The sequence below is a fragment of the Streptomyces sp. NPDC023723 genome (genome assembly GCF_040639815.1).
GTDB lineage: Bacteria > Actinomycetota > Actinomycetes > Streptomycetales > Streptomycetaceae > Streptomyces.
The window spans coordinates 1-22015 of sequence record NZ_JBFAAP010000086.1; the positions used below are offsets into that span (position 1 = coordinate 1).

General features: G+C 73.5%; 17 protein-coding genes. 5 read left to right on the forward strand and 12 right to left on the reverse strand.

Annotation, left to right across the window (positions count from 1 at the left end):
- The coding region (locus AB0G32_RS38560; protein ID WP_361175044.1) for a GTP-binding protein at positions 1 to 942 on the forward strand (942 nt) is incomplete at its 5' end.
- Between the two features lie 9 nt (positions 943 to 951).
- On the opposite strand, the gene AB0G32_RS38565 is transcribed toward AB0G32_RS38560, so the two are convergent.
- Both AB0G32_RS38565 and AB0G32_RS38570 read right to left on the reverse strand, forming a co-directional pair.
- On the reverse strand, positions 952 to 3249 hold the full coding sequence (locus AB0G32_RS38565; protein WP_361175047.1) for a bifunctional salicylyl-CoA 5-hydroxylase/oxidoreductase: 2298 nt from the start codon (positions 3247 to 3249) through the stop codon (positions 952 to 954).
- A 5-nt stretch (positions 3250 to 3254) separates the two neighbouring features.
- On the reverse strand, positions 3255 to 4082 hold the full coding sequence (locus AB0G32_RS38570; RefSeq protein ID WP_361175050.1) for an enoyl-CoA hydratase family protein: 828 nt from the start codon (positions 4080 to 4082) through the stop codon (positions 3255 to 3257).
- Between the two features lie 185 nt (positions 4083 to 4267).
- Here AB0G32_RS38570 and AB0G32_RS38575 point away from each other — a divergent pair, with 185 nt between their 5' ends.
- Entirely contained in the window at positions 4268 to 4723 is a 456-nt protein-coding gene (locus AB0G32_RS38575; protein ID WP_361175053.1) for an ATP-binding protein, read from the forward strand.
- Here the strand turns inward: AB0G32_RS38575 and AB0G32_RS38580 are convergent.
- The 3 genes from AB0G32_RS38580 to AB0G32_RS38590 all read right to left on the reverse strand — a co-directional run bounded on the left by AB0G32_RS38580 (position 4680) and on the right by AB0G32_RS38590 (position 8545).
- Positions 4680 to 6116: an amino acid permease gene (locus AB0G32_RS38580; RefSeq protein ID WP_361175056.1), complete on the reverse strand. Its 1437-nt coding sequence runs from the start codon at positions 6114 to 6116 to the stop codon at positions 4680 to 4682. The two genes, AB0G32_RS38575 and AB0G32_RS38580, sit on opposite strands and share 44 nt — an antisense overlap.
- A gap of 124 nt (positions 6117 to 6240) precedes the next feature.
- The gene (gene argF / locus AB0G32_RS38585) at positions 6241 to 7248 is read right to left on the reverse strand and encodes an ornithine carbamoyltransferase (protein WP_361175059.1); all 1008 of its coding nucleotides are present in this window, start codon (positions 7246 to 7248) and stop codon (positions 6241 to 6243) included.
- Positions 7249 to 7321: 73 nt separating this feature from the next.
- Complete coding sequence (locus AB0G32_RS38590) at positions 7322 to 8545, reverse strand: arginine deiminase (RefSeq protein WP_361175062.1); 1224 nt, start codon at positions 8543 to 8545, stop codon at positions 7322 to 7324.
- Between the two features lie 250 nt (positions 8546 to 8795).
- Here AB0G32_RS38590 and AB0G32_RS38595 point away from each other — a divergent pair, with 250 nt between their 5' ends.
- Positions 8796 to 10109 (forward strand): cation:proton antiporter, encoded by a 1314-nt coding sequence (locus AB0G32_RS38595; protein WP_361175065.1) that lies wholly within the window; start codon positions 8796 to 8798, stop codon positions 10107 to 10109.
- 178 nt (positions 10110 to 10287) lie between these two features.
- Here AB0G32_RS38595 and AB0G32_RS38600 read toward each other — a convergent pair whose 3' ends face one another.
- The 3 genes from AB0G32_RS38600 to AB0G32_RS38610 all read right to left on the reverse strand — a co-directional run bounded on the left by AB0G32_RS38600 (position 10288) and on the right by AB0G32_RS38610 (position 15094).
- Complete coding sequence (locus AB0G32_RS38600; protein ID WP_361175068.1) at positions 10288 to 12867, reverse strand: polynucleotide kinase-phosphatase; 2580 nt, start codon at positions 12865 to 12867, stop codon at positions 10288 to 10290.
- Positions 12864 to 14342 (reverse strand): 3' terminal RNA ribose 2'-O-methyltransferase Hen1, encoded by a 1479-nt coding sequence (locus tag AB0G32_RS38605; RefSeq protein WP_361175072.1) that lies wholly within the window; start codon positions 14340 to 14342, stop codon positions 12864 to 12866. Before AB0G32_RS38605 ends, AB0G32_RS38600 begins: the two co-directional genes overlap by 4 nt.
- Positions 14343 to 14488: 146 nt before the next feature.
- A complete protein-coding gene (locus AB0G32_RS38610) occupies positions 14489 to 15094 on the reverse strand; it encodes a helix-turn-helix domain-containing protein (RefSeq protein WP_361175075.1) in 606 nt (201 codons plus the stop codon).
- A 120-nt stretch (positions 15095 to 15214) separates the two neighbouring features.
- On the opposite strand from AB0G32_RS38610, the gene AB0G32_RS38615 reads away from it, so the two are divergent.
- Entirely contained in the window at positions 15215 to 16174 is a 960-nt protein-coding gene (locus AB0G32_RS38615) for an NAD(P)-dependent alcohol dehydrogenase (protein WP_361175078.1), read from the forward strand.
- Between the two features lie 104 nt (positions 16175 to 16278).
- Here the strand turns inward: AB0G32_RS38615 and AB0G32_RS38620 are convergent, their stop codons facing one another.
- The 4 genes from AB0G32_RS38620 to AB0G32_RS38635 all read right to left on the reverse strand — a co-directional run bounded on the left by AB0G32_RS38620 (position 16279) and on the right by AB0G32_RS38635 (position 18766).
- Positions 16279 to 17202, reverse strand: a complete 924-nt coding sequence (locus AB0G32_RS38620; protein WP_361175081.1) for an LLM class F420-dependent oxidoreductase — start codon at positions 17200 to 17202, stop codon at positions 16279 to 16281.
- A gap of 114 nt (positions 17203 to 17316) precedes the next feature.
- Complete coding sequence (locus AB0G32_RS38625) at positions 17317 to 17784, reverse strand: DUF6099 family protein (RefSeq protein ID WP_361175084.1); 468 nt, start codon at positions 17782 to 17784, stop codon at positions 17317 to 17319.
- A gap of 159 nt (positions 17785 to 17943) precedes the next feature.
- Positions 17944 to 18321 (reverse strand): nucleotide pyrophosphohydrolase, encoded by a 378-nt coding sequence (locus tag AB0G32_RS38630; RefSeq protein ID WP_361175086.1) that lies wholly within the window; start codon positions 18319 to 18321, stop codon positions 17944 to 17946.
- 55 nt (positions 18322 to 18376) lie between these two features.
- Positions 18377 to 18766: a cell division protein SepF gene (locus AB0G32_RS38635; protein WP_361175088.1), complete on the reverse strand. Its 390-nt coding sequence runs from the start codon at positions 18764 to 18766 to the stop codon at positions 18377 to 18379.
- A gap of 212 nt (positions 18767 to 18978) precedes the next feature.
- Here AB0G32_RS38635 and AB0G32_RS38640 point away from each other — a divergent pair.
- A partial coding sequence (locus tag AB0G32_RS38640; protein ID WP_361175090.1) for an FAD-binding and (Fe-S)-binding domain-containing protein occupies positions 18979 to 22015 on the forward strand: 3037 nt, incomplete at its 3' end.

Genomic DNA, 22015 nt, shown 5'->3' on the forward strand with positions numbered 1-22015 from the left:
CCCGGGCACGTGCAGTACACCCGCAACATGGTCACCGGCGCCTCCACCGCCGAGCTGACGGTGATCCTCGTCGACGCCCGCAACGGCGTCGTCGAGCAGACCCGGCGGCACGCCGCCATCGCCGCGCTGCTGCGCGTCCCGCACGTGGTCCTCGCCGTCAACAAGATGGACCTGGTCGAGTACGACGAGAAGGTCTTCGAGTACATCGGCGAGGAGTTCGCCGGGCTGGCCGCCGAGCTGGGGCTGCCGTCGTTCACGCCGATCCCGGTCTCCGCGCTGGCCGGGGACAACGTGGTGGAGCGCTCGGCGCACATGGACTGGTACCGGGGTCCGGCGCTGCTGGAGTTCCTGGAGACGGTGCCGGTGGCCGTGGGGCCGGTCGCCGCGCCGGCCCGGTTCCCCGTGCAGTACGTGATCCGGCACGGCGAGCAGCGGCACTACGCGGGCCAGCTGGTGTCGGGCGCGCTGCGAGTGGGCGACCACGTGACGGTGCACCCGTCGGGCGAGTACTCGCGGATCGCCGGCATCGACGTGCTCGGGGCGCCGGCCGAGGCGGCGTACGCCCCGCAGTCGGTCAGCCTGCGCCTCGCCGACCAGCGGGACGTCTCCCGCGGCGACATGATCACCGCGGGGGTGGACGCGCCGACGCTCACCCAGGACGTGCGGGCCGCCGTCTGCCACCTCGCCGACCGTCCGCTGCGGGTCGGGGACCGGGTGCTGCTGCGGCACACCACCCGCACCGTGAAGGCGATCGTCAAGGAGCTCGCGGGAGCGGACCCCCTGGCCGCCAACGACCTGGGCCGGATCGTGCTGCGCACCGCCGAGCCGTTGCCGCTGGACGACTACGCGGTCTCCCGGCGCACCGGTGCCTTCCTGCTGATCGACCCGGCCGACGGGGCGACGCTCACCGCCGGGATGGTGGAGCTCGGCCGACCGGCGTGAGGCGGGGCCTCAGCGGCCCAGGGTGAGCCGGGGCCGCGGGGCGTCCGTCCGGCCGGTGGGCGGGCGCCTGCTGCCCGCCCGGTACGGGGCCGGCCAGTCGGCGCCCGGACCGGCGTAGCCCTGCTCGGCCGCCGCGTGCAGCGTCCAGTGCGGGTCGTACAGGTGCGGGCGGGCCAGGGCGCAGAGGTCGGCGCGGCCGGCCAGCAGCAGGGAGTTGACGTCGTCCCAGGAGGAGATGGCGCCGACCGCGATCACCGGTACCCGGGCCTCGTGGCGGACGCGTTCGGCGTACGGCGTCTGGTACGAGCGGCCGAACTCCGGGCGTTCGTCGGCGGTGACCTGCCCGGTGGACACGTCGATCGCGTCGGCGCCGTGCGCGGCGAAGGCGCGGGCGATCTCCACCGCGTCGTCGGCGCTGGTGCCGCCCTCGGCCCAGTCGGTGGCGGAGATCCGGACGGTCATCGGCCGCTCCGCGGGCCACACCGCGCGTACGGCGTCGAAGACCTCCAGCGGGAAACGGAGCCGTCCGGCCAGGGTGCCGCCGTAGGCGTCGGTGCGGTGGTTGGTGAGCGGGGAGAGGAACCCGGAGAGCAGATAGCCGTGCGCGCAGTGCAGTTCGAGCAGGTCGAACCCGGCCCGGGCGGCCCGGGCGGTGGCGGCGGTGAACTGCTCGCGCACGTCGGTGAGCTGGGCCCGGGTGAGGGCGCGCGGGACCTGGCTGTGCGGCCGGTAGGGCAGTGCCGAGGCGGCGACCAGCGGCCAGTTGGCGCCCGCCGGGAGGGGTTCGTCCATGCCCTCCCACATCAGGCGGGTGGAGCCCTTGCGCCCGCTGTGGCCGAGCTGGACGCCGAGCGCGGTGCCGGGGGCCTGGGCGTGCGCGAAGTCGGTGATCCGCCGCCACGCCCGCGTCTGCCGCGGGGTGTACAGGCCGGTGCAGCCCGGGGTGATGCGGCCCTCGGGGCTGACGCAGACCATCTCGGTCATCACCAGACCGGCGCCGCCGAGCGCGCGGGCGCCGAGGTGGACGAGGTGGAAGTCGCCGGGGACGCCGTCCACGGCGGAGTACAGGTCCATCGGGGAGACGACGACCCGGTTGCGCAGGGTGAGGCCGCGCAGCCGGAACGGGGTGAACATCGGCGGCGTGCCCGGCGGGCAGCCGAACTCCCGCTCGACGGACTCGGTGAAGCGGGGGTCGCGCAGCCGCAGGTTGGCGTGGGTGACCCGGCGGCTGCGGGTGAGCAGGTCGAAGGCGAACTGGCGGGGCGGGCGGCCGAGGTGGCGGGCCGGGTTCTCGAACCATTCCAGGCTGGCCCGGGCGGCGCGCTGCACGGAGGCGACGACGGGACGGCGTTCCGCCTCGTAGGCGGTGAGGGCTTCGTCGAGGGTGTCCTGTTCTTCCAGACAGGCGGCGAGCGCGAGGGCGTCCTCGACGGCGAGCTTGGTGCCGGAGCCGATGGAGAAGTGGGCGGTGTGGGCGGCGTCGCCGAGGAGGACGACGTTGCCGTGCGACCAGCGGTCGTTGACGACCGTGCGGAACGTGGTCCACGCCGAGTTGTTCGACCGCAGGGGCCGGGCGCCGAGGGCTCCCGTGAAGACCTTGGCGCAGTGGGCGGTGGATTCGGTGACGTCGAGGGTGTGGAAGCCGGCCGCGCGCCAGACCTCGTCGCGCATCTCGACGATCACGGTGGAGGCGTCGGGGGCGTAGGGGTAGCCGTGCAGTTGCATGACGCCGTGTTCCGTTTCGGCGAACTCGAACCGGAACGCGTCGAACGCGAAGTCCGTCGCCAGCCAGATGTAGCGGCAGCGGTGCGCGGTGATCCGTGGGCCGAAGGGGGCGGTGCGGGTGGTGCTGTGCAGTCCGTCGGCGGCGACGACCAGGTCGTGGGTGCGGGACAGTTCCGCCGGGGGCGGGGCCTCGGTGCGGAAGCGGAGGTGTACGCCGAGGGCGGCGCAGCGGTTCTGGAGGATCTTCAGCAGGCGGTGCCGGCCGAGGGCGGCGAAACCGTGGCCGCCGGAGGTCTGGCGGATGCCTCGGTGGACCATGTGGATGCGGTCCCAGTGGACCAAGTGGTGCTGGAGGGTTTCGTGGACCTCGGGGTCGGCGTGTTCGATGCCGCCGAGGGTTTCGTCGGAGAGGACTACGCCGAAGCCGAAGGTGTCGTCGGGGGCGTTGCGTTCGTAGACGGTGATGTCTCGGGTGGGGTCGAGGCGTTTGAGGAGGGCGGCGGTGTAGAGGCCGCCGGGGCCGGCTCCGGTGATCGCTATGCGGTGCGGGTGCGTCGTGGTTGCTCGCGCCCCTGGGAGCACCGCGGTTACCGTCCGTTCCAATGTGGCGGGCGTTTTTCTTGGTAGGCCCTGTGGAACTCGCTGTAATCCGCGCCGGTCATCAGGAGCGCCTGAGTCGCGGCGTCGAGTTCCACCGACGCCGACAACGGCATGTCCAGTTCGGCCGTGAGCAGGGCCTTGGTCTGGGCGTGCGCGAGGGCGGGGCCCTCGGCCAGGCGGTGGGCCAGCGCGGTGGCGGCCCGGTCGGCCTGGCCCTCGTCGGTGAGTTCGCTGATCAGGCCGATGCGCTCGGCCTCCCGCGCGCGGACCGGTTCGCCGAGCATCAGCAGGCGGGTGGCGTGGCCGAGGCCGACGACGCGGGGCAGCAGATACGCGGCGCCCATGTCGCCGCCGGAGAGGCCGACGCGGGTGAAGAGGAAGACGAACCGGGCGCCGGGGTCGGCGACCCGGAAGTCGGCGGCCAGCGCGAGGACCGCGCCGGCCCCCGCGGCGACGCCGTGGACGGCGGCGATCACCGGGAACGGGCACTCCCGGACGGCGCGGACCACCTGCCCGGTCATCCGGTTGAAGTCGAGGAGGCGGGCGGTGTCCATGGACAGCGTCGCGCCGATGATCTCGTCGACGTCGCCGCCGGAGCAGAAGCCGCGGCCCGCGCCGGCCAGCACCAGGGCGCGCACGCTCCGCTCCCGGGACAGCTCGGCGAGCAGGTCGCGCAGGTCGGCGTAGGCGCCGAAGGTGAGGGCGTTGAGTTTCTCCGGCCGGGCGAGGGTGACGGTGGCGACGCCGTCGGTGTGCTCGACGCGCAGGTGCCGCCAGGCGGGGGTGCGGGCGGCGGAGCCGGTGAAGGGACTCATGGCGGCGGCCTCCTCGTGCGGGGACATCACGAAGTTATCACCGGTGTGTGACTGTCGTCACGAGGGCGCTATAAGGTCGTCGCCGGGTGGTGCGCCGAAGGTCCCGTCCGGTGCCCGTCGAAGGACTCTGTCCGGCGGCGCCGTACCATTCGTAAAGTTGAAAGCAGGACAGGACCGCCTGCTCCATGAACGGAAACGCCGTGCACGATCCCAATCCAGCTCCCGCCTCCTGGCGCATCGCGCTGCCGCACACCGCCGCGGCCGTGCCGGTCGCCCGTGCCCTGGTGCGGACCGCGCTGGCCGAGCTGGAGCACACCGCCGACTGCGACACGGCGGAGCTGCTGACCGCCGAGCTGGTCGCCAACGCGGTGGAGCACACCACCGGCGAGACGCCGATCGAGCTGGTGGTGGAGCTGCTGCCGACCGGCTGCCAGGTCGAGGTGCACGACCCGGACCCGGCGCCGCCCGCCGACCTCACCGTGCCGTCGCTGCCCGAGCCCGACCCGTTGCAGGAGGGCGGGCGCGGACTGCTGCTGATCCGCGCCCTCAGCTCGTCGTGCGGACACCGCCCCACCGACTCCGGCAAGGCGGTCTGGTTCAGGCTTCCCGCGGTGCCCGCTCAGCGGCGTCCGACGGCGTGAGCGCGGCCCGGCCGAGCCGGGAGTTGCGGCGCCCGTAGCCGTAGTAGACCAGCAGGCCCGCCACCAGGAACACGGCGAACTGGAGCCAGGTCCGCGCGCCCGTCTCGTAGATCAGGTACAGGCAGAAGGCGATGCCCAGCAGCGGAGTGACCGGGTGGAGCGGGACCCGGAAGGTGCGGGCCAGGCCCGGTTCGCGGCGGCGCAGGGCGAGGACCGCGACATTGACCACGACCATGGTGGCCAGGGTGCCGATGGTGCAGAGGTTGACCACCGAGTCCAGTGAGGCGAAGGCGGCCGGCAGGGCGAAGACCAGGCCGACGATCCAGGTGCCGGCCACCGGGGTGGCGGTGCGCGGGGAGACCCTCTCGAAGACGCGCGGGATCAGTCCGTCGCGGGACATCGACATCAGGATGCGGGTCTGGCCGTACATCACGGCGAGCACCACCGAGGCGATGGCGACCACCGCGCCGAAGGCGACGATCGTGCCGCCCACCGAGGAGCCGGTGACCTGATCGACGACGTAGGACAGGGCGGCGGGCCGGTCGCCGACCGCGTCGCCGCCGATGGCGCCGATGGCCGCGAGGGCGACCGCGCAGTACAGCAGCGTGACCAGGCCGATGCAGACCAGGATGGCGACCGGGATGTCCCGGCGCGGGTGCTTGGCCTCCTCACCGGCAGTGGTGATCGCGTCGAAGCCGATGTACGAGAAGAACGCGGCCGTGGTGCCGGCGCCGATGCCGCCCAGACCGGCCGGGGAGAACGGGGTGAGGTTGCCGTCCTTGAAGGCGGTCCAGCCGATGACGCAGAAGGCGATCAGCACGGCGAGCTTCAGTACCGCCATCGCGGCGGTGGCGCGGGCGCTCTCGCGTACGCCGCGCACCAGCAGTACGCAGGCCAGGGCGATGACGACGACCGCGGGGAGGTTGAGCACGCCGCCGTCGCCGGGGCCGGCGGACAGCGCGTCGGGGAGCTGGATGCCGAGGACGCCGTCCAGGAGTTCGTTGACGTACTGGCTCCAGCCGACCGCGACGGCGGAGACCGAGACGCCGTACTCCAGGAGCAGGCACCAGCCGACCAGGAAGGCGGTGGTCTCGCCGAGGCCGGCGTAGGCGAAGGAGTACGAGGAGCCGGAGACCGGGATCGCGCCGCCCAGCTCGGCGAAGGCGAACGCGGTGAGCACGCAGGTGATCGCGGCGAGCACGAAGGAGACGACGACGGCCGGGCCGGCCTCGGCGACCGAGTCGGACAGGCCGACGAAGATGCCGGTGCCGACGATCGCGCCGACGCCGAAGCAGACGAGCTGGAACAGCCCCATCGTGCGCTTGAGGCTGTGGCCGGCCCGGTCGGCGCCGGATTCGGCCACGAGCAGGTGGGGGGATTTGATGCGGGGCATGCGGGTGGTGCTCGTTTCTGGTGGTACGCGGTGGCGCGAGGTGGTGCGGGCGCCGGATGGGCGCGCGCGGCGGCGCCGGAAGGGGTGGTTCCGGCCGCCGTGGAACGTGGGGGGGGAGCGGGGGTCAGGCGAGGGTGGCGACCAGGACGGCCTTGATGGTGTGCAGGCGGTTCTCGGCCTCGTCGAAGACGACCGAGTGCGCCGACTCGAAGACCTCGTCGGTGACCTCCAGCGAGTCCAGTCCGTGGGCGTCGTAGATGTCCTGGCCGACCTTGGTGCCCAGGTCGTGGAAGGCGGGCAGGCAGTGCAGGAACTTCACGTCCGGGTTGCCGGTGGCGCGCAGCACGTCCATGGTCACCGCGTAGGGGGCGAGGGCGGCGATCCGCTCGGCCCAGACCTCCTTGGGTTCACCCATCGAGACCCATACGTCGGTGGCGACGAAGTCGGCGCCGCGCACGCCCTCGGCCGGCGTCTCGGTGAGCGTGATCCGGGCGCCGCTGGTGGCGGCCAGCTCCTGGGCCCGGTCGATGATCTCCTGGGCGGGCCAGTAGGTCTTCGGGGCGACGATCCGGACGTCCATGCCGAGCAGGGCGCCGGTGATCAGGTAGGAGTTGCCCATGTTGAAGCGGGCGTCGCCGAGGTAGGCGAAGGCGGTCTCGGGCAGCGGCTTGTCGGTGTGCTCGGTCATGGTGAGCACGTCGGCCAGCATCTGGGTGGGGTGCCAGTCGTCGGTGAGACCGTTGAAGACGGGCACGCCGGCGAAGGCGGCCAGCTCCTCGACCTTGGCCTGGCTGTCGCCGCGGTACTCGATCCCGTCGTACATCCGGCCGAGCACCCGGGCGGTGTCCTTCACGGACTCCTTGTGGCCGATCTGCGAGCCGGACGGGTCCAGGTACGTGGTCGAGGCGCCCTGGTCGGCGGCGGCCACCTCGAAGGCGCAGCGGGTGCGGGTCGAGGTCTTCTCAAAGATCAGCGCGATGTTCCTGCCGCTGAGGTACCGCGTCTCGGTCCCGGCCTGCTTGGCCGCCTTCAGCTCGGCGGCCAGCTCGACCAGGCCGCGGAACTCCTCGGCGGTGAAGTCCAGCTCCTTGAGGAAGGGGCGGCCGGCGAGGGCGGTCGGGACAGTCGCCATGGGGGCGCTCCAGAGGTACGAGAACAGGGAAGGACGAAGATACGTACGGAATACTATACGGCATCCTGAATTCTTATACGGGATCCCTCTGTACTGGGCAGCTCATGCAGCGCGGGCCGCCCCTGCCCCGGCCCAGTTCACTGCCCGGGATCTCGATCACCTCGATGCCTTGCTTTCGCAGGTGGGTGTTGGTGGTGGCGTTGCGTTCGTAGGCGACGACGACGCCCGGTTCGACGGCCAGCACGTTGCAGCCGTCGTCCCACTGCTCCCGTTCGGCGGCGTGCACGTCCTGTGTCGCGGTCAGCACCCGGATCTCGCTGAGGCCGAGCGCGGCGGCGATCGCGCGGTGCATGTGCTCCGGCGGATGGTCGGTGACCTTCAGTTCCTTGTCGCCGGTACCGGGCTCGATGGTGTACGAACGCAGCATGCCGAGGCCGGCGTACTGGGTGAAGGTGTCGCCGTCGACCATGGTCATCACGGTGTCCAGGTGCATGAAGGCGCGGGACTTCGGCAGGTCGAGGGCGACGATGGTGCGGGCCGAGCCGGCCGCGAACAGCTTGTGCGCGAGCATCTCGACGGCCTGCGGGGTGGTGCGCTCGCTCATCCCGATGAGGACCGCGCCGTTGCCGATGACCAGCACGTCCCCGCCCTCGATGGTGGACGGGTAGTCGGCCTGGCCCTCGGACCAGAGGTGGAAGCGGTCGTCCCGGAAGAGCGGGTGGTGCCGGTAGATCGCCTCGAAGTGGACGGTCTCGCGCTGCCGGGCGGGCCAGCGCATCGCGTTGATGGAGACGCCGTCGTAGATCCAGGCGGAGGTGTCCCGGGTGAACAGGTGGTTGGGCAGCGGGCCGAGCAGGAAGTCGTCCAGCTCCATGGCGTGGAAGCGCACCGAGACCGGCTCGGGGTGCGCGTCCAGGAACTCGCGTTTGGTCATGCCGCCGACCAGCAGTTCGGCCAGGTCGCGGGCGGGCAGCGGCTCGACGGCGGCCCGGAGGTGGTCGGTGGCCAGGACGCCGTACTCCTTCTCGTCGAAGACCCTGTCCAGGACGAGTTCCCGGGCCGCCGGGACGTCGAGGGTCTCGGTGAGCAGCTCGCCGAAGAGGTGCACGGCGACGCCCCGCTCGCGCAGTACGTCGGCGAAACCGTCGTGCTCGGCGCGGGCCCGGCGCACCCAGAGCACGTCGTCGAAGAGCAGCGCGTCCTTGTTGGAGGGCGTGAGCCGTTTCAGCTCCAGATCCGGCCGGTGCAGGATGACGCGGCCGAGCCGCCCGGCCTCGGAGTCGACGTGGAATCCCATGCCTCCATCCTGACCACTCGGACGGGGGTTCACCCGGGGCCCGGCGCATTTCCCGGCGGGCGCCCCTCACCCGGGAGGGGTCCCCTCGGGCGCACAGTGGCCCGGCGTGCCCCCGGCCGGCGCGCCGGCCGCCGTCGGCCGCCGGGTGGTGCTTCCGCCGCTCGGGCGCGCGGGGGGCGTACGACCTGCGGTGCGACGCCCCGGGTCCCACAGGCTGGGACCCGACGCAACAGAGCACCGGGAGACGCCTGTGGACCATGACGCCCTGATCGCGCACTTCGTGGGTGCGGCGGCGCTGATTCTGGTGGCCGCGCACGCCGCCGGGTGGCTGGCCCGGCGGCTCCGGCAGCCCTACATCGTCGGACAGCTCGCCGCGGGCATCGCGCTGGGCCCGTCGCTGCTGGGCGGTCTCGCCCCCGGCGCGCACGCGGCGCTGTTCCCCGCCGGCGTCGGGCCGGCGCTGACCGGGCTGGCCCAGCTCGCCCTGGTGATCTTCCTGTTCGGCGTGGGCTACGAACTGGATCTGTCCATGCTCGGCGACCGGGCGCGTACCTCGGTGACGGTGGCGCTGGTCTCGTTCGTGGTGCCGATGGCCGTGGGCAGCGGCTGCGCCCTGCTGTTCCGGGAACCGCTGCGGGAGCTGGGCATGCCGCGGGAGATCTCGCCGGCCGCCGTGGTGTTCGCCGGGGTGGCCCTGTCGATCACGGCGGTGCCGGTGCTGACCGCGATCGTGCGGGAGAACGGCCTGTCGCGTTCGGTGCCGGGGGTGGTGGCGGTCTCGGCGGCCGGGGTGCTGGACGTGATCGGCTGGACGGTGCTGGCCGGGGCGATGATCGACCGCGGTGGCGGCGGCGCGGGCGGGCTGGGCTGGCCGTGGCGGGTGGCGCTGGCCGTCGGGTTCGTCGTCGTGATGGGGATCGCGGCCCGGCCGGTACTGCGGCGGCTGCTGTGGCGGACCCGGCTGGAGCCCTCGCTGCGGCTGGCGCTGCTGCTCGGGTTCGCGCTGGCCTCGGCGTGGGTGACGCACTCCCTCGGACTGCACGTGATCTTCGGGGCGCTGCTCGCCGGGGTGGTGACGCCGCGCGAGAAGGACGGCACCCTCGATCCGGATCTGCTGCGTCCGCTGCACGACGTCGGCTCGCTGCTGCTGCCGTTCTTCTTCGTGACCTCCGGGCAGTCGGTGACCGTGACCGGCATGGGCGCCACCGGCTGGGTCGCGCTGCTGGTGGTGACGGTGCTGGCGGTGACCACGAAGGTCGGCGGCGGCGCGGTCGCCGCCCGGCTGGGCGGCCTGGACCGGCACGACGCCCGGACCGTTGGGGTACTGCTCAGTGCCCGCGGCCTGACCGAGCTGATCGCCCTGGACGCGGGCCGCCAGGCGGGCCTGCTCAGCGGCCCCCTCTACACGGTCCTGGTCTTCATGGCCCTGACCACGACGCTGCTGACCCAGCCGCTGCTGCGGCTGACGGAACGGCTGGCGGCCCGGGACCGCGCCGCCGCCCTGCCGGCACCCCGGCCGCACCCGGACGGGGCGCCGGCGGCCCGCGGCGCCGACCAGCACTGACCCGGACCGCCGTCCGGCAGCTCACAACCGCGGATCCACCGGCGCGGGCCGCCGGGACGAGGACGCCTAACACCGCCCCGGACCCCCGCCCGGCCGGTCACGGCACCGGGCCCACAGCTCCGACCCCAGGCCCAGGACACCGAACACCGCCCCCGGCACCCAGCCCCCGCCCACCAGCTCACAACCGCGGATCCACCGGCTCCGACTCCAGGGCCAGGATGCCGAACACCGCCTCGTGCACCCGCCACAGCGGCTCGCCGTCGGCCAGTCGGGCCAGCGCCTCCAGGCCGAGGGCGTACTCCCGGGTGGCCAGCGACCGCTTGTGGTTCAGGAACCGCTGCCGCAGCCGGGCCAGGTTGTCCGGCCGGGTGTACTCGGGACCGTAGATGATCCGCAGGTACTCGCGGCCCCGGCACTTCACTCCCGGCTGCACCAGCCGCCCCGCCGCGTCCCGGACCAGTGCCCCGACGGGCTTGACCACCATGCCCTCGCCGCCCCGGCCGGTCATCTCCAGCCACCAGTCGACGCCGGCCCGCACCGACTCGGGGTCGCCGGTGTCGACGTAGAGCCGCCGGATGGTCCGCAGCAGGCCGCTGCCGTCGTGCTCGACGATCCGGTCGAGGAGCGCGAGCTGCTCGTCGTGCGGCAGCGCGGCCAGGCTGCGGCCCTGGACGGCGAGGAGCTGGAACGGGGCCAGGCGTACGCCGTCCAGTCCCTCGGTCGGCCAGCAGTAGCGCCGGTAGGCCGCCGTGAACGCCGCCGCGTCGGCGGCCCGCTCCCGCTGCCGGGACAGCAGGCCGGTGACGTCGACGCCCCGGGCCGCCGCGCCCTCCAGCGCGGCCAGCGCGCCGGGGAACACCGCGCCGGACGCGGCGCCCACCGCCGCGTACTGCGTGCGCAGCAGCCCGCCGGCCTTCAGCGACCACGGCATCAGCTCGGCGTCGAGCAGCAGCCAGTCCGTGTCCAGCTCCGCCCACAGCCCGGCCGCGCCGATCGCCTCCCGCAGCCGCCGAAGGACCGACTCGGTGACGGCCGGGTCGGCGAAGAAGGGGCGGCCGGTACGGGTGTAGAGGGAGCCGGTGGGGCCGTCCGCGGCGACGCCGAAGCGGGCGCGGGCCGCCCCGGCGTCCCGGCACACCAGTGCCACCGCCCGCGACCCCATGTGCTTCTCCTCGCACACCACCCGCGCCACCCCGTCCGCCGCGTACCCGGCGAACGCCTCCTTCGGATGCTCCAGGTACCCCTCCTCCCGCGAGGTCGCGGTCGGTGCCATGGTCGGCGGCAGGTACGGCAGCAGCCTCGGGTCGGTGGCGAACCGGCTCATCACCTCCAGCGCCGCCGCCGCGTTGTCCTCCCGGACGGCGACCCGTCCCGCGTACCGGGTCTCCACCGCACGCCGGCCGTGCACGTCGGCCAGGTCCAGCGGCCGCCCGTCAAGACCGCCGGGCGCCTCGGTGACGAGCGGCCGGGCCGGCTCGTACCAGACCCGCTCGGCGGGTACGTCGACGAGCTCCCGCTCCGGCCAGCGCAGCGCGGTCAGCCGGCCGCCGAAGACGGCGCCGGTGTCCAGGCAGATGGTGTTGTTGAGCCAGGTGGCCTGCGGAACCGGGGTGTGGCCGTAGACCACGGCGGCCCGGCCCCGGTAGTCCTCGGCCCACGGGTAGCGCACCGGCAGCCCGAACTCGTCGGTCTCCCCGGTGGTCTCGCCGTACAGCGCGTGGCTGCGCACCCGTCCGGAGGTGCGGCCGTGGTACTTCTCCGGCAGCCCGGCGTGGCAGACCACCAGCCGCCCGCCGTCCAGGACGTAGTGGCTGACCAGTCCGTCGATGAACTCCCGCACCTCGGCGCGGAACTCCTCGCTCTCCCCTTCCATCTGCGCGACGGTCTCGGCGAGTCCGTGGGTGTGCTGGACGCGGCGGCCGCGCAGATGGCGGCCGTACTTGTTCTCGTGGTTGCCGGGGACGCACAGCGCGTTGCCCGACCTGACCATCGACATGACGCGGCGCAGCACGCCGGGGCTGTCCGGGCCCCGGTCGACCAGGTCGCCGACGAAGACGGCGGTGCGGCCCTCGGGGTGGACGCCGTCGGTGTAGCCGAGCTTGCCGAGCAGGGCGTCCAGTTCGGTGGCACAGCCGTGGATGTCACCGATGATGTCGAAGGGACCGGTGAGGTGGGTGAGGTCGTTGAACCGCTTCTCGGTGACGACGGTGGCCTGCTCGATCTCCGCCGCCCCGCGCAGCACGTGCACCTTGCGGAAACCCTCGCGCTCCAGGTGCCGCAGCGAGCGGCGGAGTTCGCGGCTGTGCCGGTGGATGACCCGGCGGGGCAGGTCGGCCCGGTCGATGCGGGTCGCGTTGCGCTCGGCGCACACCTCCACGGGTACGTCGAGGACGATGGCGATGGGCAGCACGTCGTGGCTGCGGGCCAGGTCGATCAGCTGCTTGCGGGCCTCCGGCTGCACGCTGGTGGCGTCCACCACGGTGCGCCGGCCGGCGGCGAGCCGCTTGCCGGCGATGTAGTGCAGCACGTCGAAGGCGTCCTTGGTGGCGCCCTGGTCGTTCTCGTCGTCACGGACCAGGCCCCGGCAGAAGTCGGAGGAGATGACCTCGGTGGGCTTGAAGTGGCGGCGGGCGAAGGTGGACTTGCCCGACCCGGAGGCGCCGATCAGCACCACGAGGGAGAGGTCGGTGACGGGCAGGACGCGGCCCCGGGTGCCGGTGCTGGTGTCGGTGCCGGTGCTGGTGTCGGTGGTGGTCATGCGGCCTTCGCCTCCTTCGCCTCGGTCGGGCTCTCGGTGATGAACACGGCCAGCTGGGTGGGCGGGCCCACCTCGGGGTCGTCCGGCCCGACCGGCGCGAACTCCACCCGGTAGCCGTGTCGTTCGGCCGTGGACCGGGCCCAGGCCCGGAACTCCTCGCGGGTCCACTCGAAGCGGTGGTCGCGGTGGCGGACGTGGCCGGCCGGCAGGGTCTCCCAGCGCACGTTGTACTCGACGTTCGGGGTGGTGACGACGACCGTGCGGGGACGGGCGGCGCCGAACACCGCGTACTCCAGGGCGGGCAGCCGGGGCGGGTCGACGTGCTCGATCACCTCGCTGAGGACGGCCGCGTCGTAGCCCTTGAGCCGCTTGTCGGTGTAGGCGAGGGAGCCCTGGAGAAGGGTGACGCGGGCGGCCTGCCGCTCGCCCATGCGGTCCAGCCGCAGCCGCCGGGCGGCGATGTTCAGCGCCCGCACGGACACGTCCACGCCGACGATCTCGGTGCACCGCGGCTCCTTGAGCAGCTCCCGCACCAGGTGGCCCTCGCCGCAGCCGAGGTCGAGGACCCGGGCGGCGGCGTGCTCCCGCAGCGCGCCGAGGATCGCCTCGCGGCGCTGGACGGCCAGCGGCGTGGGCTTCTCCGCCGTCTCCGGCGGCGTCTCCGGCGCGACCGCGTTGTCGATCTCCTCGACCTCGCTGTCGTCGGTCTCGGCCAGCCGGACCAGTTCGAGACGGTCCATCGCCTCCCGGGTCAGCGACCAGCGGCGGGACAGGTAGCGGCCGACGATCAGCTTCTGCTCCGGGTGCCCGGACAGCCATCCCTCGCCGGCCCGCAGCAGCTTGTCCACCTCGTCCGGGGCGACCCAGTAGTGCTTGGCGTCGTCGAGTACCGGGAGGAGCACATAGAGGTGACGCAGGGCGGCGGACAGGGTGAGGGTGTCCGCCGCCAGGACCAGCCGCACGTACCGCGAGTCGCCCCACTCGGGGAACTCGGTGTCCAGCGGCACCGGCGCCACGGTGACCGCCCAGCCCAGCGGCTCGAACAGGCGCCGGACCAGGTCGGGGCCGCCGCGGGCGGGCAGCGCCGGTATCTCCACCCGCAGCGGCAGCGGCTCGGCGGCGCGCTCGGGGCGGGCCTTGCAGACGCCGCGCAGGGCGGAGGAGAAGACGTTGCTCAGCGCGACGGCGAGCAGCGAGGAGGCCGCGTAGGGGCGGTCGTTGACGTACTGCGCGAGGGCCGCGTCGGGCGCGCCGCCCCGGCCCTTGCCCTTGCCGCGCCGGACCAGCGCCACCGCGTCCACCTCCAGCAGCAACGCCGCTGTGCAGCGCTGCTCGTCCGCCTCGGGGTACAGCACATGGGCGGTACCGAAGGAGGTGGCGAACGCCTGCGCGTTCTGCGGGTGCTTGTGCAGCAGGAACCCGAGATCGGTGGCGGGGCGCGCCGGGGTGCCGGTGGTGGTGATGGTCAGGAACATGTGCCCGAGTCTTCCGGGCGGCGGGGCGGGTGACCACCGGTTTTCCGGTGCGCGTCGCTCTGACTGGGCACAACTGCTCCCCTGTGCCGTCGGGTTCGGCGCCGGCCGGCAGATCACCGTCCGCATACGACGCTGACCCGGCGCCGTCAGCGCTCGCCGGCGTGGGCGCGGACGCCCTCGATCACGAGGTCCAGCAGCCCGTCCGCCGCCGGCCCCTCGGCCACCAGCGAGATGGCGGAGACCAGGGCGAGCAGGTCCTCGGTACGGACGCCGGGGCGTACCGCGCCGGCCCGTCGGGCGCTTTGGAGCAGGTCGGCGGCGGCGGTGGTGATCATCGCCGCGCAGCCGTCGTCCGCCGCCGCCGGGCCGGCGTCCCGGTCGTCGGCGCGCAGCAGTGCGCCGAGCAGACCTCGGCTGACCGCCGCGTACGCGTTGAAGTCCCGCAGCCAGGAGAAGAGCGCGCGGCCCGGATCGTCGTCCCGGGCGTGCTCCCGGGCCCGGGCGCACAGCGCCTCGACCCGGTCGCGGAAGACGACGTCCAGCAGGGCGCGCCGGGAGGCGAAGTGCCGGTGCAGGGTGGCCGAACCCACGCCGGCCCGGCGGGCGATCTCCTCCAGCGAGGCGTCGGCGCCGTGCGCCAGGAAGGTCTCCTCGGCGGCGGCGACGATGCGTTCGTAGTTGCGCCGGGCGTCCGCGCGCAGGGGACGTCGCGCCGTGCTGCCGCCGACCACCATGACCTCCAGGATTGCCAATCGGGGTGCCTCTCCGGTTATCGTAGCGGGGCGTAAGTGGGGTGCCACCCCGTTTATTCGTGCTCGTTTATCCGTACTCGCTCATCCGTGATGGCGAGCGCAGAGAGTCAGGAGAACCGCATGCGTGCCGTGCAGTACGACCGTTTCGGCCCACCGGAGGTGCTGCGCGTCACCGAGGTGCCCGAGCCGGCCCCGGGGCCGGGGCAGGTGCTGGTCGAGGTGCATGCCGCCGGCGTGGACGCGGGCGAGATCCCGTTCCGCGCGGGCCGGATGCGCGCGATCAGCCGGGCCGCCCTCCCCCGCGGCATCGGCGGCGACTTCACCGGCCGGGTGGTGGCGGTGGGCGCCGGGGTGCGGGGCCGGCGGACCGGGGACCGGGTGTGGGGCCTCATGCCGCACTTCACCTTCGGCGCCATCGCCGACTACGTCGCCGTCCCCGCACAGCGGCTCGCCGCCGCGCCGGAGAACCTGAGCCTGCTGGAAGCCGCCGCCCTGCCGACGTCGGGGACCACCGCGCTCACCGCGCTGACCGACAAGGCGCGCCTCGCCCCCGGCGAACGGCTGCTGGTGCGCGGCGCCACCGGCGGCGTCGGCAGCGTCGCCGTACAGCTCGGCAAGGCCATCGGCGCCCATGTCACCGCCCTGGCCGGCGCGCAAAATCTCGACTGGGTCAGGGAGCTGGGCGCCGACACGGCCCTGGACTACCGCGCCACCGGGCCGCGCGACCTCGGCCGCTTCGACGTCGTCGTCGACCTGGTCGGCACCGAACTCGGCGGCTACGCGGCCCGGCTCGACCGGCGCGGACGGCTGGTCGCGCTCGCCTTCGACCAGGACCGGATCGTCGCCTCCATGCTCGGCACGGGGCTGCGGGCCGCCCTGCGGCCCCGGCGGATCAAGCTCTTCAGCAACAACCCGTCCGCCGAGCGGCTGGCGGAACTCACCCGGTCCGCCGAGCGGGGAGACGTCCGCCCGGTGGTGCACGCCGTGCTGCCGATGGCCGACATCGCCGAGGCGCACCGCGGCCTGGAGGCGGGCGGGGTGCGCGGGAAGTACGTGGTGGACATGGGGCGCCGCCCGTAGCCGCCGGGACGGTGACGGAAGCCATGCTTCCGGTCACAAGTGAATCAAGTGAGGTAGGGCGGGGCGGGGCAGGTGAGTGGGTCGCCCGCCCCGTCCCGGCCGTACTACGGCAGCCGCGACTGGACCTCGGTGGAGATCAGCTCCAGGTGGTCCAGGTCGTGCAGGTCGAGGAGCTGGAGGTAGACGCGCTGGACGCCGGCCTCGGCGTAGCGGCCGATCTTGTCGACGACCTCGGCGGGCGAACCGGCCAGGCCGTTGGCCCGCAGGTCGTCCACCTCGCGGCCGATCGCGGCGGCCCGGCGGGCGACCTCGGCGTCGTCCTTGCCGACGCAGACGACCAGGGCGTTCGAGTAGGTCAGCGCGTCGGCGCCGCGGCCGGCCTGCTCGGCGGCGGCCCGCACCCGGGCGAACTGGCGCTCGGTGTCCTCGATCGAGGCGAACGGGATGTTGAACTCGTCGGCGTACCGGGCGGCCAGCCGCGGGGTGCGGGTGGCGCCGTGGCCGCCGATGAGGACCGGCACCTTGGACTGCGCCGGCTTGGGCAGCGCGGGCGAGTCGGTGAGGTCGTAGAACTTGCCGTGGAAGTCGAAGGTCTTGCCGGGCTCGGTCGCCCACAGGCCGGTGACGATGGCGAGCTGCTCCTCCAGGCGGCCGAACTTCTCCTTCGGGAAGGGGATGCCGTACGCCTTGTGCTCCTCCTCGAACCAGCCGGCGCCCAGGCCCAGTTCGACCCGGCCGCCGGACATCTGGTCGACCTGCGCGACCTGGATGGCGAGGACGCCGGGCAGCCGGAAGGTGCCGGCGGTCATCAGCGTGCCGAGTTTGATGCGCTTGGTCTCGCGGGCCAGGCCGGCCAGGGTGATCCAGGCGTCGGTGGGGCCCGGAAGGCCGTCCACGGAGCCCATCTTCAGATAGTGGTCGCTGCGGAAGAAGGCGTCGAAGCCGAGGTCCTCGGTGGCCTTGGCGACGGTGAGCAAGGTGTCATAGGTGGCCCCCTGCTGGGGCTCGGTGAAGATGCGGAGATCCATGGCTCCATCCTGCCCGCTCGGCCGCCGCCCGGCGCCCACCCCGCCCCGGCCGTGCGTGCCGGGGCGCCGCGTCCGGGGCGAGCGTGCCGGCCGGGACGGCGGCGGTGCCCGGCGCTAGCCCGCCTCCCGCGCCGGTATCCCGTCCTCCTCGGCCAGTCTGCCCAGCATCTGGAGGACCCGGTCGCGGGACTCGTCGGCCGCGTCGATGGCCTCCATGCACTGCCAGTACGTGCCCTCGTCGTCCACCGCGCAGGCGATGGCCACCAGGGCCATGCCGGTCTCCGCGAGCAGGGCGCCGAGTCGCATCAGGGTCTGGCGGGCGTCGCCCAGTTCGGTGAGCTGGGCGGCGCGCAGCTCGCCCGGGGGCAGGCCGGGATCGCCCAGGACGCCGCAGCCGCGGCCGGCCAGCTCGGTCAGGCCCAGGGCCTCGCCGCGCAGGGCCGGCGGTCCGAGGACCGCCAGCCGGCTGCCGATGGCCTGGGCCAGGGCCTGCGCCTGCCACACCTCCGCCAGCATGTGCGGCACGTCGCCGCCGGCGGTCAGCGCACGTCTGCTCGTCACGATGAGCCGCATCGCGTCCATGGGGCCGTCCCCGTCTGTCCCGACGCGCTCGCGGCGCGTCCGCCCGAACTCCGTTGTTCACTACCCAGAGTGAGGGCTAGGGGTCCGAAAAGCCAGAGGAAGACGGAAATCTCTGGACAACAATTCGGTTTCGGGTGGGAGAACAACTACGTTACGTAATTACGGAGTTGACGGTTCCGCCGGGCCGGTGCCGGGCACCGGGAAGCGCAGTCCGTTACGGTCGATCTTCGCGGACAGGGCGGCCAGCGGGTCGACGCCCAGCACCTCGCAGAGCTGGAGCAGATAGGCCAGTACGTCGGCGACCTCGTCCCGCACGCGGTGCGCCGCGGCGGGGTCGTCCATCACCCGGGCCGACTGCTCGGGCGTCAGCCACTGGAAGATCTCGACCAGTTCGGACGCCTCCACGCTGAGCGCGGCGACCAGGTTCTTCGGGGTGTGGTACGGCTGCCAGTTCCGCGCGGCCGCGAACTCGGCCAGCCGGTGCTGGAGCGCCGACACGGTCAGGGGATCTTCGGCGGCGGGATCTTCGACGGTCACGGTTCCAGGTGTACCACCGCGCCGACCGGGGTCCGGTCGGCGCGGCGGCCGCCCGTCACATCCCGGGGGCCCCGGCCCCCTGCATCAGCCCGGTGACCTCCGTGCCCGCCGGTGTGAGCAAGAACACGTTGCGGTCGACCCGGTGCATCCCGCTCGCCAGGCCGAAGACCACGCCCGTACTGAAGTCCAGGACGCGCTTGGCGACGTCCGTCTCCGCGCCGGTCAGGTCGAGCAGCACCGGGATGCCCGACATCAGCGTCTCGGCGACCTCCCGGGCGTCCGCGAACACATTGACCCGCATCACCACGAAGCGGCGCCGGGCCTCGGTCTCCGCCTCGGGCAGGGCCCGATGTCCCACCGAGGACGGCCACGCGTCGCGTCCGCGCAACGGAACGACCTGGGCGAGCCCCTCCCACTGTTCATCGGTGACGTCGCGACTGTTCACCGGCTCCTCCCCCCGATCCGACCGTTCCGACTCGCCTTCAATGCCTGCACCAGCCAATCCACCAGCCAATTCTTACGCCAAGTCACCCGTTCGGCCCAACAGCGACACGATCCGCGACCGATCCCGGGCCGATCCGCGGCCGCTCCAGGCCCTCGCGGTTGCCCCGCGCGCCCCCTGGGTACCCGGCGGCGCCGACCCCCGGAGGAGGGCCCATGAGCATGCTGGACCTGCCCGAACCGGTCGTGCGCGAGGGCGCCCCGCCCCCGGTCGACGTCGGATCGCTGCGGGCGGCGCTGCGCGCCCAGGTGGACGGCGAGGTCCGTTTCGACGCCGGCAGCCGGGCCGCGTACGCCACCGACGCCTCGAACTTCCGGCAGACCCCGATCGGCGTGGTCGTGCCGCGTACCCCCGAGGCGGGCGCCGAGGCGGTGGCCGTCGCCCGGGAGCACGGCGCGCCGGTGCTGTCCCGGGGCGGCGGCACCAGTCTGGCCGGGCAGTGCTGCAACGCCGGCGTGGTGCTCGACTGGTCCAAGTACTGCACCCGGCTGGAATCCGTCGACCCCGGCGCCCGTACCTGTGTCGTGCAGCCCGGAATCGTGCTGGACGACCTGAACCGGCGGCTCGCCCCGCACGGCCTGCGGTACGGCCCGGAACCCGCCACGCACCCCAACTGCACCCTCGGCGGCATGATCGGCAACAACTCCTGCGGCGCCACCGCGCAGGCGCACGGCAAGGTCGTCGACAACATCGCCCGCCTGGAGGTGCTGCTCTACGACGGCACCCGGTTCTGGTGCGGGGAGACCAGCGACGCGGAGTACGCCGAGATCGAGCGGCGGGGCGATCCCCGGGCCGCCGTCTACCGGCGGCTGCGCGCCCTGCGCGACACCTACGCCGACGAGATCCGCCGCCGGTTCCCGGCCGTGCCGCGCCGGGTCTCCGGGTACAACCTGGACTCGCTGCTGCCGGAGTACGGCTTCGACGTGGCCGGGCTGCTGGTCGGCAGCGAGTCGACGCTGGTCACCGTCCTGCGCGCGGAGCTGGAACTGGTCCCGGTGGTGCAGGAGCGCACCCTGGTGGTGCTCGGGTTCGACGGCGTCGACCGGGCGGCGGACGCGGTCCCCGAGATCCTGCCGCACGAGCCGATCGCGCTGGAGGGCATCGACGCCCGGCTGCTGCGCGACGAGCGGATCAAGCGGCTCAACGACAAGGCGCTGGCCGAACTGCCGGACGGCAACGCCTTCCTGCTGGCCCAGTTCGGCGGGGACACCGCCGAGGAGGCCGACGCGCGGGCGCACCGCATGCTGCGCGCGGTGCACCGCTCGGCGCACGACGCCGACTGCGCGTTCCTGGACGACCCGGCGCACGAGAGCGAGCTGTGGCAGGTCCGCGAGGCCGGTCTAGGCGCCACCGCGCACATCCCCGGCAAGCCCGACACCTTCGAGGGCTGGGAGGACTCGGCGGTGCCGCCGGACCGGCTGGGCGACTACCTGCGGCGGCTGACCGCGCTGTTCGAGGAGTTCGGCTACCGCAGCGAGACCGGGCCCAGCCTGTACGGCCACTTCGGACAGGGCTGCGTGCACACCCGTATCCCGTTCGACCTGTACACCGCCGAGGGGGTGGCCGCGTACCGGCGGTTCATGGAGCGGGCGGCCGACCTGGTGGTGGAGTTCGGCGGGTCGCTGTCCGGGGAGCACGGCGACGGGCAGAGCCGGGGCGAGCTGCTGCCGCGGATGTTCGGGACCGAACTGGTGACGGCGTTCGGGCGGCTGAAGGCGGTCTTCGATCCGCTGGACCGGATGAACCCGGGGAAGGTCGTCGCCCCCTACCGGCTGGACGAGAACCTGCGGCTGGGCGCCGACTGGGCCCCGGCCGACCCGCGCGACCCGCACTTCCGCTTCCCGCACGACGGGGGGTCGTTCGCCGAGGCGGCCAACCGGTGCGTCGGGGTCGGCAAGTGCCGCCAGCACACCAGCGACGGCACCGTGATGTGCCCGTCGTACCAGGTCACCCGGGAGGAGGAGCACTCCACCCGAGGCCGGGCGCGGCTGCTGTTCGAGATGCTGGACGGGCACGGGGACAGCGCGATCCGGGACGGGTGGCGGTCGACGGCGGTCAAGGACGCGCTGGATCTCTGTCTGGCCTGCAAGGGCTGCAAGAAGGACTGCCCGGCCGATGTCGACATGGCGACCTACAAGGCGGAGTTCCTGTCGCACCACTACGCGGGACGGCCCTGGCGCCGGCCGCGGTCCGACTGGTCGATGGGGTGGCTGCCGGCGCTCGCCCAGGTGGTGGGCCGGGCCCGGCTGGCGCCGGTCGTCAACGCGCTGAGCCACGCCCCGCTGCTGGCGCGGGCGGCGCGCGCGGTGGCCGGGGTGGCGGACCGGGAGGTGCCGCTGTTCGCGCCGCGGACGTTCCGGCAGTGGTTCGCGCGGCACGAGCCCGAGGGCGACGGGGCGCGCGGCACGGTGCTGCTGTGGCCGGACACCTTCACCGACCACTTCCACCCGCACCTCGGACGGGCCGCCGTACGGGTCCTGGAGCACGCGGGCTGGCGGGTCGAGCTGCCGCGGGACGGCGCGCTGTGCTGCGGGCTGACCTGGATCTCCACCGGACAGCTCGGGGTCGCCGAACGCGTCCTGGCCCGCACCGTGCGGGCGCTGGCGGAGCACGTCCGGGCAGGCGGCCTGGTGGTGGCCCTGGAGCCGAGCTGCACGGCGGTCTTCCGGGCGGACGCGGCGGAGCTGTTCCCCGGCGACCACGACGTACGGCGGCTGCGCGACCAGACGGTGACGCTGGCCGAACTGCTCACCGAGCACTCCCCCGGCTACCGGCCGCCCCAGGTGCCCGAGCGGTCGGCGCGGGCGGTGGCCCAGGTGCACTGCCACCAGCACGCGGTCCTCGGCTGGGACGCCGACCGGGAACTGCTGCGCCGGGCCGGCGTGGCCGCCGAACGCCTGGACTCCGGCTGCTGCGGGCTGGCCGGCAACTTCGGCTTCGAACGCGGCCACCTGGACGTCAGCGAGGCGTGCGCGGAACGGGTGCTGCTGCCCCGGCTGCGCGCCGAGGACGCCTCGACGGTCGTCCTGGCCGACGGCTTCAGCTGCCGCACCCAGATCCACGAGTTCGACAGCGGCGGCCACGAGGGCGTGCACCTGGCCGAACTGCTGGCCGACGCGCTCCCCGCCGACCCGGCCGACGCGCCCGGCGGCGGTCCGGGCAGCGCGTACGGCGTCGCGCCGGGCGCCCGCC

Coding starts and splice junctions, on each gene's coding strand:
- AB0G32_RS38570 (WP_361175050.1), bottom strand. CDS start 4,082: ATGAGTCCCTTCACCGGCTCCGCCGCCCGCACCCCCGCCTGGCGGCAC.
- AB0G32_RS38575 (WP_361175053.1), top strand. CDS start 4,268: ATGAACGGAAACGCCGTGCACGATCCCAATCCAGCTCCCGCCTCCTGG.
- AB0G32_RS38580 (WP_361175056.1), bottom strand. CDS start 6,116: ATGCCCCGCATCAAATCCCCCCACCTGCTCGTGGCCGAATCCGGCGCC.
- argF (WP_361175059.1), bottom strand. CDS start 7,248: ATGGCGACTGTCCCGACCGCCCTCGCCGGCCGCCCCTTCCTCAAGGAG.
- AB0G32_RS38590 (WP_361175062.1), bottom strand. CDS start 8,545: ATGGGATTCCACGTCGACTCCGAGGCCGGGCGGCTCGGCCGCGTCATC.
- AB0G32_RS38600 (WP_361175068.1), bottom strand. CDS start 12,867: ATGACCACCACCGACACCAGCACCGGCACCGACACCAGCACCGGCACC.
- AB0G32_RS38605 (WP_361175072.1), bottom strand. CDS start 14,342: ATGTTCCTGACCATCACCACCACCGGCACCCCGGCGCGCCCCGCCACC.
- AB0G32_RS38615 (WP_361175078.1), top strand. CDS start 15,215: ATGCGTGCCGTGCAGTACGACCGTTTCGGCCCACCGGAGGTGCTGCGC.
- AB0G32_RS38620 (WP_361175081.1), bottom strand. CDS start 17,202: ATGGATCTCCGCATCTTCACCGAGCCCCAGCAGGGGGCCACCTATGAC.
- AB0G32_RS38625 (WP_361175084.1), bottom strand. CDS start 17,784: ATGGACGCGATGCGGCTCATCGTGACGAGCAGACGTGCGCTGACCGCC.